Genomic DNA, 16,850 nt, shown 5'->3' with positions numbered 1-16,850 from the left:
TAAATTAACTATAACATAATGAAAACGAAAACAGAAATTGTTAAAAACTATAGTATTATAACTTTTTGTAATAGACTTCACAAAATTTACCGTCTGGGGTAATATAAAAAATTTAGATAATTTATGTTATACTAAAGATTAGAAAAGGAAATACTATGGATATTAGACAATTAACCTATTTCATTGCTGTCGCAGAGACAAAGAACTATTCCCATGCTGCAAAAAGTCTTTTTGTGACACAGCCTACACTATCGCAATCAATCAAAAAACTAGAATCAGAACTTAACACAACCTTATTCTCTCAAAGTGGACGTCAATTGCAATTAACCGAAGCTGGAGACATTCTTTATGAAAAGGGTAAAATTCTTGTCGACGATTTCAATCAGATTGTTACTGAAATTCAACAACTAAATCAAGAGAAAAAAGAAGTTATTCGTATCGGTTTAACAGCTCTTTTTGCTATCCAATTTATGAAACAAATTTCAACTTTCATGGCAACCCATTCCAATGTAGAAGTATCCCTTATTCAGGACGGATCCCGCAAGTTGCAAGATTTGTTAGGAACAGGAAAAATTGATATTGGACTTCTTTCCTTTCCAAGTTTAAGAAAAGATATTACCATCGAACCATTACAAACCTCAACACAAGGTTATAAGGTTAGTATTGTTCTGCCTAAAAATCATGAATTGGCCAATCGCGATCATCTGAAATTGATTGACTTGAAAGCTTGCAAATTTGCTTCCCTAAATGAGCACTTTATGTTAGGAGAAATGCTACCGAGACGTAGTCGTGCATTAGGATTTGAGCCAGATATTGTCTTCAAACACAACGATTGGGAAGTTATTATTCACAGCCTGAAAAGCCTTAATGCCGTGGCTATTTTACCAAGCGAATTTGAACCACTAAGTAAGGTTGAAGATTTGGTATGGATCCCATTCCAAGATAAAAATGACTTCTATCCAATAGGTATTGCCTATCGTGATGACTATTCCTTCAGCCCAATCATCGAGGATCTTTTGGCAACATTGAAAACCAATTAAGAAGAAAAGAAACTGGATTTAGTCTAGTTTCTTTTCTTTATATAAAAAACCAATTTATCACTCAATAGCAATAAACTGGTCTTTTCATTTTATTTAATTTTAGCTTCTTTATAGTCGCAGCTTTCATTGCTACAAACAACTTGTTTCCCACCACCACGGATTTTCTTCTCAACCAGGAAATCACCAGATTTTGGACACTCGCGCCCAACTGGAATATCCCAAGAAGTAAATTCACATTCTGGGTAACGATCACAGCCATAAAAGACACGATTTCGTTTAGTTTTTCGTTCAATAACTTGACCTTTACCACAAGTTGGACAAGTTACGCCAATTTCCTTAGTAATGGCCTTAGTGTTGCGACAATCAGGAAAATTACTACATGCATAAAATTTACCAAAGCGTCCTAATTTAATAACCATCGGATGGCCACAAAGGTCACAATCAAATCCAGCTGGTTCATCTTTAATTTGAATTTTTTCAATTTCAGATTCAGCTTTCTCCAAGTCTTTAGCAAATGGTTGATAGAAACTATCAATAACTGTTTGCCATTGCCGGTCTCCAGTTTCAACTTGGTCTAATTTTGCTTCCATATCAGCAGTGAAGGTTACATCAACTATATCAGGGAAGAATGAAACAATTAATTGATTGACAATTTCACCTAATTCAGTTGGTTCAAATCGTTTTGCTGCTAACTTAACATAATAACGTCTTTGAATAACCTCTAGGGTTGGTGCATAAGTTGATGGACGTCCAACACCATTTTCTTCTAAAGTTTTAATGAGGGTTGCTTCTGAATACCTTGCTGGAGGCTGAGTAAAGTGTTGTTCAGGGCTAGTCGTTTCTTTTGTGACCACTTCACCTTCTGTCATTTCAGGCAACATTTTATTTTTGTCAGAATCATTATAGACGGCCATGTAACCATCAAACTTAATTTGACTACCATTAGCAACAAATTGGACGCTATTTTGTTCTAAATTAACTTTAACCGTATCAAAAATAGCTGCCGTCATTTGACTGGCTACAAAACGATTCCAAATTAAGGTGTAAAGTTTTATTTGATCTTTATTTAAATATTTAGCAATGGATTCAGGTGTGTGGAAAATACTTGAAGGTCTGATTGCTTCATGGGCATCTTGTGCTCCACTGGCATTTTTAACCTTATTTCCATGTTTAGAATATTGACTACCAAATTTTTGACTAATAAAATTTGCTGCATCATTTTGAGCAACTGGACTGATACGGGTCGAATCGGTACGCATATAGGTAATTAAACCTTGGGTCCCGTTACTACCGAGATTGATTCCTTCATACAGTTGCTGAGCAACCATCATGGTTTTACGTGTTCGGAAATTAATCTTGTTAGCTGCATCTTGTTGCATGGATGAAGTTGTGTAAGGAAGAGGTGCATTACGGCGTCTTTCCTTTTTCTCAACTTTAGCAACCTCGAAATCTTTGCTGGTAATTTTTGAAAGCACTAATTGAACATCTTCATTAGTGGCTAATTTCATTTTCTTACCGTTGATACCGTAAAAACTAGCTTGAAACTTTTGTTTGCCTTTTTTAAATAAACCATCAATTGTCCAATACTCTTCCGGAATAAAGGCTTTGATTTCATTTTCACGATCAATAATTAATTTTAAGGCAACCGACTGAACACGGCCAGCTGACAAGCCTTTTTTGACTTTTTTCCATAAAATTGGTGAAATAGAATAACCAACGATACGGTCTAATACACGTCTGGCTTGTTGAGAATCAACTAAATCCATATCAATGGCTCTAGGCTCAACAAAAGCGTTCTTAACGGCATCTTTAGTAATTTCGTTGAAAACAACACGATTTTTTTCAGCAATATCTAATCCAAGAATATGTGATAAATGCCAAGAAATAGCTTCCCCTTCACGGTCCGGGTCACTTGCTAAATAGACATTTTTAGCGTTTTTAGCTTCTTTTTTAAGAGAAGAAATGAGGGGACCTTTTCCGCGAATGTTAATATATTCCGGTTGATAATTATTTTCAAAATCAATAGACATCGATGATTTCTTCAAATCTCTGATATGCCCTACTGAAGCTACTACTTTATAGTTACGACCTAAATATTTTTCAATCGTTTTAGCTTTTGCAGGAGACTCTACGATGACCAAGTTCTTTTTACTACTTGTTTTTTTCTTACTTGTGGCTTTTTTTGCACGTGTTTTAGCCTTGGTTGCGGTTTTAGTTACCAATGTGTCACACTTCCTATAACTTAATGGTTAAAGCTTATAGAATAATATCCCATTTTTATGTAACTGTCAATAAAAAAATTTCTATATAGGAAGAAACTTGTTTACTAAAACAACTCTGAAAGTACATCAAAACCATTGGTGACGCACTTTGCCCCATCTTTTATAAGTTGATTACAACCACCTGAAAAACCATGACCAATATTACCTGGTAAAGCAAGGACTTCCCGACCATTTTCAAGTCCTATTTGACATGTCATTAAACTGCCAGAACGACTTTTAGCCTCGATGACTAAAATAGCCCTAACTAGTCCTGCAACGATTCGATTACGCTCCGGAAAATGGTGGGCAAGTGGTGGATCATTTGGTCCGTATTCAGAAAGCAATAAATGATTTGAGGCAATAAACTTTTGAAGACGTTGATTTTCTTTAGGATAGAAATGATTAAATCCTGAACCAATGATGGCAATTGTCTGCCCACCCTGTTTTAAGGTGCTTAAATGGGCCGCTGTCTCAATGCCACGAGCCAATCCACTAACAATAACTAACTGGTTTCCCAGTTCTTCTATGATTTTGTGAGTCTCCTCAATACCTTGTTTACTAGCTGAACGTGATCCGACAACAGCTAATTTGGGATAAGCAAGTAGTTCTATATCCCCTTGATAAAAAAGTAAAACAGGGGGATTATAGATTTGTTTGAGCAAATCAGGATAGTTTTTATCTAGTATTGAAATACTAGGATATTTCGTAAATTCTTTTCGCAAAGCTTTTGTATTCAACTGTTTGTATGACTCCATAAACTTAATGGGATCAGTACACTCAGAAGCAACAGCCATATTCCTAAGACTCATTGATGTCTTATTTTCTGTAAAATACTGGATGATATTGAGAATTTGATGATTTTTCAGTCCAGCTTTTCGTAACTTATAACATTCAAAATTATTCATAATAATACCTCTCTATAAGAATAATTCGAAAAATAAAAAAACTTTTGCTCAAAAACAAAAGTTTTTTTATTTAATCTAAAGTTTTGATTATTCTAGCCGGGTTACCACCTAAGACAATATCATCGCCAAATGATTTAGTAACAACTGCTCCTGCTCCAACAACTACATTATCACCAAGGGTCACACCAGGCAAAATAGTTACGCCACCACCTAACCAAACGTTATCGCCAATCGTAATGGGCGCTCCATATTCTAAACCAGAAATACGTTCTTGAGCATCTAAGGGATGTAAAGGCGTCAGGAGTTGGCAATTAGGGCCAAACATGGCATTATCACCAATTCTAATCTCACAAACATCTAACATGGTTGTGTTAAAGTTGGCATAAAAATTCTCACCAACATAAATATTTGACCCGTAATCACAGACAAATCGAGCTTCCATATAAATATTTTGACCAGTCTTGCCCAGCCAGTTTTTCAGAATCTGACTTCTCTTATCACCATCAATCTCAACATTAAAAGCTTCCATCAACTCACGACGTCTCTGACGCATTTTTTTTAATTCAGCGTCGCCAGCATCATAAAGTTGCCCGGCTAACATTTTTTCTTTTTCAGTCATCATTCTCCTTTTCAAATTAAATTTTTAAAGCATAGATTTAATGGGTTCAAAGCACCTACGATGGATTGGTGTTACTCCCAATTCCCTTAACCCCTCTAAGTGAAGTTTGGTACCGTAGCCAGCATTTTGGGAAAATCCGTAGCCCGGATAAGTTTGATCAAAATCTGACATGATTTGGTCCCTTGTCACTTTTGCGATAACTGAAGCTGCCGCGATGGATAATGAATTAGCATCACCTTTAATAATGGATTCTTGCGGAAGATTATAATCAAGCTTCATGGCATCGATCAATAAATAATCGGCTTTGGGACCATTTTTCTGCATCTCTTTTAAAGCGGTTAGCATTGCCAACTTAGTTGCTTCGTAAATATTGACCTGGTCAATCACCTGATTATCAATAATGCCAATACCAACAGCTAATGCTTGGGCCATAATGTCATTATAGATTGCTTCGTGTTTGGACTTTGGAATCTTTTTCGAATCGTTGAGCCCCTTAATTTTGCAATATTTTGGAAGAATGACACTAGCAGCAACAACTGGTCCTGCTAGAGGCCCCCGACCAACCTCGTCAATTCCTGCAGGGTAATGATAGCCCATTTGATAACAATGTCTTTCAAAGCGCAGCATGGTCTCAAGCCGTTGGTCTTCTAAAATATCAGCTTCTATAGCCTTTCTTCTAGCTGCTACAGCCTTTTTCACCCCAGAACGACTATCAGACTTCAAAAGGTCAAAGATAGGGTCAGAGAGCTCAAAAATGGCCTCTAGTTCTTCTTTAATTTGATTGATGGTCTTGGACATTAGCATCCTCCACTTGATCCAAGGTAAAGACACCTAATTTACCATCTCTCACATCTTTAATAAATAAATTATAGAAACGGTCATAGTCATCTTTGAAACCAAGCTTCTTAGTCATGGTCATAATGATTTCAGGAGCTTCATCTTCAAGATTAATACCATTAAAGCGTTCAGTCAAACGATGTGGGTAATACTCTTTAAAATAATTGAGGCCAAAAATAGTGACTTCATCTAGGGGTAAAAGTTGGTCCTTAATAGCACCAGTTAAAGCTAATTTTAGACCAACAAGCTCATCCTCAAATTTAGGCCATAAAATACCTGGTGTGTCTAGAATTTCTAATTCTTTATTACTTTTAAGCCATTGTTGTCCCTTTGTGACACCAGGTTTATTACCAACGACGGCGATTTTTTTGCCTGCCAAGCGATTCATCAAGGTCGACTTACCGGCATTGGGAATCCCAATAATCATGGTTCTAAGGGTTTCTTTTTGTATACCGCGATCGCGTAATTTTTGAATTTTGTCCGCCATCAGGCTTTTGGCTGCGTCAGTCACTTTTTTGACTGTCGATTGCTCTTTTGAATTAATGGCTAGTGTCTTGATGCCTTGTGATTCATAGAATTGACGCCACTCTTTGGTCCGACTTTGATCTGCTAAATCAGCCTTATTCAAAATCATCAATTTGGGTTTATCCCCAACAATTTTGGTCAACATTGGGTTTTGACTTGATAAGGGCAAACGAGCATCTACTAATATGGTTACAAAATCAACGTGTTTTAAATTTTCTTGTACTTGTCTTCGGGCTTTGGACATATGTCCTGGGAACCATTGAATAATTGCCATAAATAATTCCTTTCACTTGAACTGTTCTAAAAAACAGTATTATGATTATTATAACATGAAACGAAAAAGAATTTACGGCATAAAACCGAAATGTCTAATGAGACTCAATCGTAAAAGACTTAGACAATGCTACAATTCATAACATAGGTCTAAGCCTTTTTTTATGATGGATTATCTATCTGACGATTGCTAAATTTTCTTTTTTATACTTTTTGCTATCAAGGGCAATTTCTTTGACCAGATTGGCAATAGCTAATCTTGAGATATCATGTCCAGATACGGACTTTCCTTTGGCAATTAATTGACACTCTCGGTCATTGCCATTGTCAAACCAGCCTGGACGAAGGATGGTATAGTCCAAATCAGAAGACTCTAGCAGATCAGCTGCTTTGCGATAGGGCATTAAAATCGGATCAATCTGCGGACGCCCTTCAATTTCACCATAGATTCCGTAGGAGGAAATTAAAATAATGCGTTTTGTCCCCACCTTTTTCATAGCATTAATAATTTCTGTAACCATCTTTGGTAATTGACCAGAAAGTGCTACGAAAACCAAATTAGCTCCTTCTAAGGCTTTTTCTAATTGCTGACGATCTGATGTTGAGGCAGCAATAATTTGACAGCGCTCGTTTTGAGGAAGTCTATTTGCACTTCTAGAAAATAAACATAAATCAAGGTCAGTTTCCTCAAGTAAGAGTTTTCTTGTTGCTTGACCTAATGAGCCAGTAGCTCCAATAATTGTAACTTTTGACATTATTCTCTCCTTCTAGAAAGTTGATGCGACTTGTTTACTAATCAACCATTGACCATTAATCTTTTCAAAAGAAACCTGTGTTTTTAAAGGCCAAGTCTGAGCTGGGCTACCCCAAATAGAAGCTCGAACATAATCTAGAGTAGTCAATTGCGCTTGATGCTCATTTAGTGATAGCTCCTGAATAGCTTTATTTTTTGCTGAATAATATCGCATTTGACCATTCGCGATATCAGAAAGCCACTCCTCTTTTGATTGCAAATAACCAGTCATATGAATCAGTTGCATCTCATGTGATAAAATCTTTTCAATTTGTTCTGTATTTTGGTCAATCATAGCTTGTTGACAAGTCTTAAAAAGTTGGATCAAGTCTTCCATTTCAGTCATTTTAAACCTTTCTAAAGATTATCGAAACCCATACTGTTGGTGTGGGAGATAAGGTTCTTCAAGATACTTAATATCTTCATCACTTAATTGGATACTAAGGGCCTCAATGGCTTCCTTGACGTATTCCATTTTTGAGCCACCCACTAAGGGTGCCGTCATGCCAGGCTTAGTATATACCCAAGCTAAAGCAATATGGCCTGGACTAACCTGATATTTAGCTGCGATTTCCCATGTTCTTTTGATAATTTCTCGGTCATTTGTCAAGACAGCCTGATTTTGTAATTTAGCACTTGGAAACTTCTCTAGTTCTGTTGCTGGTTTAGTCAGAGCACCATGAGCAATAGGTGAATATGGTGTTAGAGCAATCCCTTCTGATAAACACATTGGTAACATTTCTTTTTCTTCTTCACGATAGATCAGATTAATGGAATTTTGCATTGAGATAAACTTAGCCCAACCATTTTTCTCAGCGATGCTGTTAGCTTTGACAAATTGCCAAGCGTACATACTTGAGGCACCAATATATCTCACTTTACCCATTCTAACCAAGTCATTGAGAGCTTCCATGACTTCTTCAATTGGTGTTGTATAATCCCAGCGATGAATAATGTATAAGTCAATATAATCAGTACCAAGCCGTTTTAAGGAATTCTCAACTTCATCAAAAATTGTTTTTCGAGATAGCCCTTTTGCATTTGCGCCATCATGCATAGGATAGTATAGTTTAGTTGCGATAACGACTTCTTCCCTTTTCGCAAAATCTTTCAAAGCACGACCTAATATTTCTTCACTCTCACCCAGAGAATAATAGTTAGCAGTATCAAAAAAATTAATACCATTATCCAAGGCGAACTTAATAATGGCACGCGCCTCTTCCTCACTGACAAAGCCTGGTATCCCAGCTGCATCTCGACTACCAAAACTCATACAACCTAAAGCTAGTTGTGAGACCTTTAATCCGCTTTTACCTAAATTCACATATTTCATCAGTTTACCTCACTATTTAGAAAAGTAGCATTTGCTTTTTCAAGACAAACAATGGCATTCAATACCCTAAAATAGCCAATATAGGGAACCAATTGTGTCATGGCATCAACTAGATAGTCAAAAGAATGACCAAGCCCTAAGTTAGTCTCTGCATGACTAGTTAGCTGAGATTCACATGCACCCTGAGCCGCTAGGTAACAAAGTGTCATTAATTCCCTTTTTGCATAATCCAGACCTTGCCGAGTGTAATAATCACCAAAACAGTTTTCCGTCAACCACCGATTAATGGTCTGTCTGTGTTGCGGCCCTGACTGATCAAAGTTGCGCATCTTGTCACCCATGATTGCCACCAAGGCCTCACGACCTTTTTCTAAATGGTTATCTGGAGTAGAAGTCGCTCGAGCCAGAGGATTAGCCTCAATCCCTAATTGCTCAAAAAGAAGATTACTGATTTTTAAAAACGGAAAGACTCTTCCGATACCTAAATAAGCTACCGCTTGATAGATAATTTCTTTGATTTCAATAGCAGTCACCCCAAACCGAAGGGCTGCTGGCAATAAGGCTTGAAATTCATCTTGGCCCTGACAGCCGATCAGTGCTGCTAGAATCAACTGAAATCGGGTTACCTGATCAATAGCACTTTCCTGCAGAACATTATCAAAAGCAAAATTATCAAAGAGTTCAATAAATCCAGGATCTGTCTTAGTAAAACTAGATTGGTAATTTGGAAACATTTGGTCATGATAGTTTTGAGCGAAATCACTAATTGCCATTTTTTCTCCTTTTTGCCTGTCCTTTTTCATTTGTTAACTTAGTATAATGGTTTATAATAAAATTATCTAATACATATTTTTTATTATGAATAAAATATTTTTATCGGAGACTGTATGAATACCAAACAAATGGATTACATTATTGAGATTGCTCAAACCTTAAATTTTAACCGTGCTGCTGAAAATCTCTTTATTTCACAACCTGCTCTATCTTATCAAGTCAAAATACTAGAAGAGGAGATTGGCTTTCCCATTTTTGACAGCACCGGAAAGACTATTCGTCTCACTCCAGCTGGGCAGCAATTTTGCCAGCAATTAGGTCCTTTGCGGTCCCAACTGCAATTGATAATTGAACAAGGGCAAAATTTTTCTAGTCAATATTCTGATAATATTAGTTTGGGTTTTTCACTGCGCTCGCAACTGCAATTTTTACCAGAAATTATTAGAAACTTTAAAACAAGTCATCCGCAAGTTTTGATAACACCGGAAATAAGACCAACTGATTGGCTGGCTCCATTTCGTGATGGTCAAGTTGATTTGATATTTACCAGTCGTGAGATGGCAGAAAAGTTATCCAATGCTATGATCCACTCACTATATCAAAGCCACATCTACCTCCTTGTCAATCCCAATGACCCATTAGCTAAACTTAAGCTTGCCAAAGCCAAAGACTTAAAAGGACGAACTTTATTAGTCAATGGTGGCTCTAGCCAAACCTTACGAGAGGTCCAACGCAAAGTTTTGGAAGAATATCTGCTTGCTACACTTAATAGCCCTAACCATGACTTCACTATGATAAGTGTCGCCTCAGAGCAAGCAATCTGCTTAAGTCCAGGTTACCTCAATGATTTTACAAACCAGTTTACTTGGGTTCCTTTCGAAACGGATGCCTCCTTTGATTGTGTTTTGGTTAGCCACTTAGACGATCAAAGAGAGTCCCTCAAAGAATTCATCACTTGCATGAAAACCATATACGCTGAAAAAGCCCTCTACTATCGGCTTTAATGCAAAATATAGATGCTTGCCGAACTTTATTTAACCTTTTCTCTTGCTTATTGTTTTCCAAGAGTATATAATCTAGTTATGAATACTAGATATGAGGTTTATTATTATGAATTCAATCATACTGCCAAAATGGCAGCAATTACCCGAGCTTGAACTTTACTTAGATCAAGTTCTACTCTATGTTAACCAAGTAACGGCATCTAGTCTTGAAAGCAAGCGTGCTTTAACGGCTTCCATGATTAACAACTATGTAAAACAGGGCTATATGTCCAAGCCAATCAAGAAAAAATATGGTAAACAACAAATAGCTCGTTTAATTGCCATCACCATTTTAAAAAATTCTTTTTCCATTCAAGAAATCAGTCAGGTTCTTGAATCTTTTCAAGCAGAGCAATCATCTCCAGACCTATATGATACCTTTGTGACTGTTTGGAATAATGATCAAGAAAATGATGCTGAAACCATCATCATTTTTGCCTGTAAAACGGTTAAATATTACTTTCAAACACTTGCTTTAAGCAAGGAAAGACGCGAGGAAAAAGAATAATGAATCAAAGTTTTAAACAAAGTCTCCCCCTATCCTTTGCTGAGGAAGTGGCAAATGCTGTCACCCACGCAGTCGGAGCAATTCTCATGTTATTTTTACTCCCTTTCACTGCTATTTATGCCTATCAAGCCTATGATCTAAAAGCAGCTAGTGGTATTTCTATTTTCGTCATCAGTCTCTTTCTCATGTTTCTATCTTCCTGTATCTACCACTCAATGGCTTATGGAACACCACATAAATATATCTTACGGATTATCGACCACAGCATGATTTATATTGCCATTGCTGGTTCTTATACACCTATTGCTTTATCTTTAGTTGGCGGTTGGTTAGGTTACCTGATTATTGTCTTGCAATGGGGCATTACTATTTTTGGTATTTTGTATAAAATTTTTGCTAAGAAAATCAATGAACGCTTTAGTCTTATCCTCTATCTGATTATGGGCTGGTTAGTTGTCTTTATCTTACCAATCATAATCAGTAAAATGAGCTTAACCTTTGGTTTACTCATGCTAGGTGGCGGTCTAGCCTATACGATTGGTGCATTTTTTTATGCGAAGAAAAAACCATATTTCCACATGATTTGGCACCTTTTTATTCTGCTAGCGTCAGCTCTACAATTTATTGCCATTGTTTTCTATATGCTATAAGAAAAGACTTCCATTGGAAGTCTTTTCTTTTGCCCTATATTTGTAGGAGAATGTTATAATAGATTGTATTAAATGCTAGGGGAGACAGTATGGCGTCTGTACATGTATTTTTCAACCCTATTTCTGGGAAAAATAAAGACAAAGAACTTTTGGAACAGATTAAAAACTCTTTTATGGAAAAGGGATTTGATGAGGGTGAGATTTCCTTCGTTTTTCCGATTTCTCCTAAAGACGCTTTTCAGCAAGCAAAAAAGGCATCGCAAAATAAGGTGGAATATGTGATTCCAATCGGTGGTGACGGCACTATTAATAAAATTATTGCCGGTGTTTATGAAGGTGGCAATCAATCAAAAATCGGGCTCATCCCTTCAGGTACAGTCAATAATTTTGCTAAAGCTCTAGCTATTCCTTTAACAGTAGAGGCTGCTATCGATGTCATTGTCCAGGGCCGTGACCAAAAAGTGGATATTTGTAAGGTCAATGACCATTATATGATTAGTAGTTTAACCTTAGGGTTACTTGCTGATATCGCTACAAATGTCACACCACAAGCTAAACGAAAATTTGGTCCTTTGGCTTTTGCAAAAGATAGTTTTCGAATCCTAAGGCGCAATCGCTCTTATTACCTCAGGCTTGATGATGGCAAAAAGATTTTCCCGATAAAAACAAAATTCTTGTTGATTACAATGACCAATATGATTGGAGGCTTTCCATCCTTTTCACCCTCTGCCTTGATTAATGATGGTCTCATACAAATTTACACCATGAAAAAAGTTTCTTTTTTTAAATTTCTTTTTCATATCAATGACTTTCGTAAGGGTGACTTTTCTAAAGCTCATGAAATTACCCATTTTTCAACAAGTCAATTGACAATTGAGCCCCTAAAAATCCGAACATTGATGCTACCAAGAACCAGAGTTGATGGCGATAAGGATGATTTTGTCCCCGTTTCCTTAGAAGTCCTTCATGAAGCAATCACTGTCCGAGTCCCTTGAAGCAAAAAAAAGACCTATAGGTCTTTTTTAATGTCTTATCGAATGAGTTGATTGTCTTATCGAACTCAAAGTTTTCTACTCGAGATTTTTATCCTCCTTTTGTTTAATATTTTTTAGTTTGTCATCAATTATTTGACTAGCCATTTGAGAATAATGGTCACTATTTTGTTTAGCTTTTGCCAATGTCTCCTCAAGGGTTTGGGAAGCTAGTTGCGTATAATGATCAATAGTTTCCTTTGACTCTTCCAGTTTATCAGCAAATTTCTCTAAGAGACCTTCACTTATACTAGAAATGGTATCGTTGATATCAGTGATTTTATCACTACTCTCTTCTACCATTTCTTCTTTTTCCAGTTCAGATAGTGAGAGATAAGCTAGAGTCCCAGCAATAGTTCCTACAAAAACACCAAAGATAATTCCTTTATCCCTTGAGTTCATAATGATTCTCCTATTTCATTTTACGATCTTTCATGATTTTACGAGCTAATTTAAAGACTGGCACAAGTAGCAAAACAAGTTGAACAACTTCTGCCATATTAACTTTGTTAGTCGTTTTTACAGTATTCATATTTGGGGATGTTTTCTTTTTCAAAATCATAAGCTCTCCTTCACTTCTTTAAAATAAGTTATTGAATGGAACACTAGTAGTTGTCTAATCGAAAGGTAGCTTTTCTCAAGTGACCATTCTAATAACTATTGGTGGTAACTTTAATAATATACCAATGTAATAGTTTGTAAAATATCTAACAAAGCTTTTAATACAAGGCGTTTACCAAAGTGACTACACTATTTATTATTTATATTGTCATTATACTTTTATTTTAATAACTGGTCAAGGATTTAGCTGTGAATTTAAAAAAAAGTTGAGTAAATACTCAACTTTTCAATCATCTTAATTAGAATTCTTTTAGGTTAATTGATTGAAATCCCAGACATCACTGACCCATCCTTGGTAAAAATCAGGTTCATGACAGACCATTAAAATAGAGCCTTTATAAGCTTGTAAAGCACGTTTTAATTCTTCCTTAGCATCCACATCCAAGTGATTGGTTGGTTCGTCTAAGACCAGAACGTTATTTTCACGATTCATGAGAAGACAGAAACGAACTTTAGCTTGTTCCCCACCTGATAAAACCTGAATTTGACTTTCAATATGTTTTGACGTTAAGCCACACCGAGCCAAGGCGGCCCGAACTTCTGCTTGATTTAGAGCTGGGAAGGCATCCCATACGGCTTCTAGTGGTGTTTGGCGATTGACACCTGAAACCTCTTGTTCAAAGTATCCAAGTTCAATAAAGTCACCACGTTCCACTTGACCACTTAAAGGTTCAATGATACCCAAAAAACTCTTTAAAAGTGTCGATTTACCAATACCATTAGCTCCCGTAATGGCTACTTTTTGGTTGCGTTCAAAATTCAGGGTTAGTGGTTCCTTTGTTAGCGGTCGGTCATAACCAATGACAAGATCTTTAGCTTGGAAAATAAAGCGGCTCGGCGTTCTAGCTTCCTTAAATTCAAAACTTGGTTTAGGTTTTTCTGTTTGTAACTCAATAATATCCATTTTATCAAGTTTCTTTTGACGCGACATAGCCATGTTTCGAGTTGCCACTCGCGCCTTATTCCGATTGACAAAATCCTGCAAGTCAGCAATCTCTTTTTGTTGACGTTCATAAGCAGCTTCTAATTGCGATTTTTTCATCTCATAAACATCTTTAAATTGGTAATAATTGCCAGAATAGCGCACTAAATCTTGATTCTCAACATGATAAACAATATTAATAACATCATTTAAAAATGGAATATCATGTGAAATTAAAACAAAAGCATTTTCATAATTCTGAAGATATCGTTTTAACCATTCAATATGCTCAGCATCCAAATAGTTGGTAGGCTCATCAAGCAATAGAATATCTGGTTTCTCTAATAAGAGCTTGGCTAATAATATTTTGGTTCTTTGGCCACCCGATAATTCTGTCACGTCGGACTCCATACCAAAATCCATAACTCCAAGAGCGCGAGCTACTTCATCGATTTTTGCGTCCAAGGTGTAAAAATCTCTGGATTCTAAACGATCTTGTAACTCTCCGACTTCTTCCATCAGGGCATCAACGTCTGCTCCTTCATCAGCCATTGACAAATAGATGTCATTGATGCGGGCTTCAGTTTTAAACAACTCATCAAAAGCAGTTCTTAAAACATCACGAACCGTTTGTCCTGGTTCTAATACAGTATGCTGATCTAAGTAGCCAGCAGTTACGTATTTGGACCACTCCACTTTTCCCTCATCAGGTTGTAAATGACCAGTAACGATACTCATAAATGTTGATTTTCCTTCTCCATTGGCCCCAACCAAACCAATATGTTCTCCTTTTAAAAGTCGGAAAGAGACATTCTCAAAGATGGCGCGGTCACCAAACCCATGACTCAAATTTTTTACTTCTAAGATACTCATTTTCTTATCCTTTGCTTCACTAAAAAAGGCCTTATGACGGCACTTACTTACTGTCATTATGGCAAAAATGAAGGCATTTGTCAATCTATGGCCATTAGGGTAAAATAAAGGTAAATCGTTCAACTGTATGGGGACACTTATGACAAGCATCTATCAAAAAATTATTAATAATCTAACTCAAGCTATTGACCAAAAGAAGCTCAAAAAAGGCGATAAGATACCTTCAGTCCGGCAATTAAGCAAGAATTATGCTTGCAGCAAGGATACCGTCCAAAAAGCTCTCCTTGAACTTAAATACCAACGCTATATCTACGCTGTACCTAAAAGCGGTTATTATGTTTTGGGTAAAGTTTCTGAAAATCAGGAAGACCAATTAAGTCTTGAGGATTACCATAATTTTGCTTATAGTGATTTCAAACTTTGTCTCAACGAGACCATGACCAATAATGATAACTACCTCTTCAACTATTACAACCAGGTTGAAGGACTTGCGGATCTACGAGATGCCCTTGAGCAGCATCTTAACCAACAATCCGTTTACTGCAAGGCTAAAGACATCATCATCACCTCAGGTACCCAACAAGCCCTCTATATCCTTACTCAATTGCATTTTAGGGAAAATAAAGAGGTTATCTTATTAGAGAAACCAACATATAGTCGCATGGAAAAGATGGTTAAGGACTTAGGTGTCCCTTTTAAGACAATTCAAAGGACCTTTCAGGGACTTGGTTTAGACCAGTTAGAATCCATTTTCCAAAAGGAAAACATCAAATTTTTCTATACTATCCCCCGCTATTCTAGCCCACTAGGACTTTCTTATAACAATGCTGAGAAAAAAGCGATTATTGACTTAGCTGAAAAATATGATGTTTACATTATTGAAGATGACTTTATGGGCGATTTTGCGGCCAGTAAACAAGTTCCTATTCATTATTTTGATACCCACCAAAGGGTTATCTATCTCAAATCTTTCTCTATGAGTCTCTTTCCTTCACTGCGTATCGGTGCACTGGTCATACCAGAGACCTTGAAAGACTTATTCTTAAAGCACAAAAGCATGATTGACCTGGATACAAACTTGATTATGCAAAAGGCCCTATCGCTCTACCTGACCAATGGTATGTTTGCCAGAAATTTTCGTCATCTCAGGAACTATTTTCAAGAGAAAATGGACCAAATTGAGGACTATTTGAACGAGAAATACCCAGAACTTGCCTTTCGCATTAGCCCCCAATTTCTGATTATGGCCTTCCCTAGTCAAATCCCGAAAATTAAATCTCTGTCATCCAGCGACTATGAATTTTTGCCCTATAGTGATCAGACTTATATCAAACTCAGTCTCTTAAATGTGACGCCTGAAGTGATTGATAGCTTGATTTCTGATTTGCTTCCAGAGACAGGAAATAGATAACGGACAGACAAAAAGACAACTGCTTAGCAATTGTCTTTTCTTTATTTTGTTTGTTCAAAGCGTAAATGAACAATAATACTATCACCATAGCCATTTCTTTCCAAATCTCTTTGAAGACGGTAAGAAATATAATGTTCAGCAATATTAATATAACCAGCATCCATTAATCGATTTTCAACTAATGATTGAATCATGTTGATGGTTGGTTTTTCCACTTTAGCATCTTCTAAATCAAGAACAACCTTTTTGGTAACTTGAGCTAGGTTTTGACGCCATACTTCATCGATTACATACACAGTTCGTGCAGCTTTGATGATTGCTTGATAAATTTTATCTGGATCAAATTCAGCAACTTGACCATCACGTTTGATAATTTGCATCGATTAACCTCTTTCATTTCTTTTCAAGTTACTTACATTATGCAAATCTTT

General features: G+C 36.6%; 19 protein-coding genes. 6 read left to right on the top strand and 13 right to left on the bottom strand.

Going from position 1 to position 16,850, the window contains the following annotated elements:
• Window positions 1-155: 155 nt before the first annotated feature.
• Window positions 156-1,040, top strand: coding sequence for a LysR family transcriptional regulator (locus A9Q68_RS02605; RefSeq protein WP_071793102.1), 885 nt, complete (start codon window positions 156-158; stop codon window positions 1,038-1,040).
• Window positions 1,041-1,129: 89 nt separating this feature from the next.
• Here A9Q68_RS02605 and topA read toward each other — a convergent pair whose 3' ends face one another.
• The 9 genes from topA to A9Q68_RS02560 all read right to left on the bottom strand — a co-directional run bounded on the left by topA (window position 1,130) and on the right by A9Q68_RS02560 (window position 9,359).
• Window positions 1,130-3,262: a type I DNA topoisomerase gene (gene topA / locus A9Q68_RS02600; protein WP_071793101.1), complete on the bottom strand. Its 2,133-nt coding sequence runs from the start codon at window positions 3,260-3,262 to the stop codon at window positions 1,130-1,132.
• Window positions 3,263-3,366: 104 nt separating this feature from the next.
• A complete protein-coding gene (gene dprA, locus A9Q68_RS02595) occupies window positions 3,367-4,206 on the bottom strand; it encodes a DNA-processing protein DprA (protein WP_071793100.1) in 840 nt (279 codons plus the stop codon).
• Between the two features lie 70 nt (window positions 4,207-4,276).
• Window positions 4,277-4,828, bottom strand: coding sequence for a sugar O-acetyltransferase (locus A9Q68_RS02590; protein ID WP_071793099.1), 552 nt, complete (start codon window positions 4,826-4,828; stop codon window positions 4,277-4,279).
• Between the two features lie 21 nt (window positions 4,829-4,849).
• A complete protein-coding gene (locus A9Q68_RS02585) occupies window positions 4,850-5,623 on the bottom strand; it encodes a ribonuclease HII (protein WP_071793098.1) in 774 nt (257 codons plus the stop codon).
• Window positions 5,598-6,461: a ribosome biogenesis GTPase YlqF gene (gene ylqF, locus A9Q68_RS02580; protein WP_071793097.1), complete on the bottom strand. Its 864-nt coding sequence runs from the start codon at window positions 6,459-6,461 to the stop codon at window positions 5,598-5,600. The genes A9Q68_RS02585 and ylqF overlap by 26 nt, the downstream gene beginning before the upstream one ends.
• 175 nt (window positions 6,462-6,636) lie before the next feature.
• Window positions 6,637-7,215, bottom strand: coding sequence for an NAD(P)H-binding protein (locus tag A9Q68_RS02575; RefSeq protein ID WP_071793096.1), 579 nt, complete (start codon window positions 7,213-7,215; stop codon window positions 6,637-6,639).
• A gap of 12 nt (window positions 7,216-7,227) precedes the next feature.
• Entirely contained in the window at window positions 7,228-7,599 is a 372-nt protein-coding gene (locus A9Q68_RS02570) for a nuclear transport factor 2 family protein (protein ID WP_071793095.1), read from the bottom strand.
• 18 nt (window positions 7,600-7,617) lie between these two features.
• Window positions 7,618-8,586 carry an aldo/keto reductase gene (locus A9Q68_RS02565; protein ID WP_071793094.1) on the bottom strand — a complete coding sequence of 323 codons (969 nt, stop codon included), beginning with the start codon at window positions 8,584-8,586 and terminating at the stop codon, window positions 7,618-7,620.
• Entirely contained in the window at window positions 8,586-9,359 is a 774-nt protein-coding gene (locus tag A9Q68_RS02560) for a carboxymuconolactone decarboxylase family protein (RefSeq protein WP_071793093.1), read from the bottom strand. Before A9Q68_RS02560 ends, A9Q68_RS02565 begins: the two co-directional genes overlap by 1 nt.
• A gap of 114 nt (window positions 9,360-9,473) precedes the next feature.
• On the opposite strand from A9Q68_RS02560, the gene A9Q68_RS02555 reads away from it, so the two are divergent.
• The 4 genes from A9Q68_RS02555 (at window position 9,474) to A9Q68_RS02540 (ending at window position 12,556) form a co-directional block, all read left to right on the top strand.
• Window positions 9,474-10,364 carry a LysR family transcriptional regulator gene (locus tag A9Q68_RS02555; protein WP_071793092.1) on the top strand — a complete coding sequence of 297 codons (891 nt, stop codon included), beginning with the start codon at window positions 9,474-9,476 and terminating at the stop codon, window positions 10,362-10,364.
• Window positions 10,365-10,470: 106 nt separating this feature from the next.
• A complete protein-coding gene (locus A9Q68_RS02550; protein ID WP_071793091.1) occupies window positions 10,471-10,911 on the top strand; it encodes a DUF1836 domain-containing protein in 441 nt (146 codons plus the stop codon).
• Window positions 10,911-11,561 carry a PAQR family membrane homeostasis protein TrhA gene (gene trhA / locus A9Q68_RS02545; protein ID WP_071793090.1) on the top strand — a complete coding sequence of 217 codons (651 nt, stop codon included), beginning with the start codon at window positions 10,911-10,913 and terminating at the stop codon, window positions 11,559-11,561. Before A9Q68_RS02550 ends, trhA begins: the two co-directional genes overlap by 1 nt.
• 89 nt (window positions 11,562-11,650) lie before the next feature.
• Window positions 11,651-12,556, top strand: coding sequence for a diacylglycerol/lipid kinase family protein (locus A9Q68_RS02540; RefSeq protein ID WP_071793089.1), 906 nt, complete (start codon window positions 11,651-11,653; stop codon window positions 12,554-12,556).
• A gap of 75 nt (window positions 12,557-12,631) precedes the next feature.
• Here the strand turns inward: A9Q68_RS02540 and A9Q68_RS02535 are convergent, their stop codons facing one another.
• From A9Q68_RS02535 to A9Q68_RS02530, 3 genes are all read right to left on the bottom strand, one after another.
• A complete protein-coding gene (locus tag A9Q68_RS02535; RefSeq protein ID WP_083426019.1) occupies window positions 12,632-12,994 on the bottom strand; it encodes a hypothetical protein in 363 nt (120 codons plus the stop codon).
• Between the two features lie 10 nt (window positions 12,995-13,004).
• Entirely contained in the window at window positions 13,005-13,154 is a 150-nt protein-coding gene (locus tag A9Q68_RS10755; protein ID WP_165605212.1) for a hypothetical protein, read from the bottom strand.
• Window positions 13,155-13,463: 309 nt separating this feature from the next.
• Window positions 13,464-15,008, bottom strand: coding sequence for an ABC-F family ATP-binding cassette domain-containing protein (locus A9Q68_RS02530; protein WP_071793087.1), 1,545 nt, complete (start codon window positions 15,006-15,008; stop codon window positions 13,464-13,466).
• A gap of 139 nt (window positions 15,009-15,147) precedes the next feature.
• Here A9Q68_RS02530 and A9Q68_RS02525 point away from each other — a divergent pair, with 139 nt between their 5' ends.
• Window positions 15,148-16,419: an aminotransferase-like domain-containing protein gene (locus A9Q68_RS02525; protein ID WP_083426018.1), complete on the top strand. Its 1,272-nt coding sequence runs from the start codon at window positions 15,148-15,150 to the stop codon at window positions 16,417-16,419.
• 41 nt (window positions 16,420-16,460) lie between these two features.
• On the opposite strand, the gene A9Q68_RS02520 is transcribed toward A9Q68_RS02525, so the two are convergent.
• The gene (locus A9Q68_RS02520) at window positions 16,461-16,799 is read right to left on the bottom strand and encodes an ATP cone domain-containing protein (protein ID WP_071793085.1); all 339 of its coding nucleotides are present in this window, start codon (window positions 16,797-16,799) and stop codon (window positions 16,461-16,463) included.
• Window positions 16,800-16,850 lie beyond the last annotated feature (51 nt).

It is taken from the genome of Streptococcus bovimastitidis, assembly GCF_001885095.1.
Taxonomy (GTDB): Bacteria; Bacillota; Bacilli; order Lactobacillales; family Streptococcaceae; genus Streptococcus; species Streptococcus bovimastitidis.
Note: the sequence above shows the minus strand (reverse complement) of the source record. Positions and strands in the feature narration are given on the sequence as shown.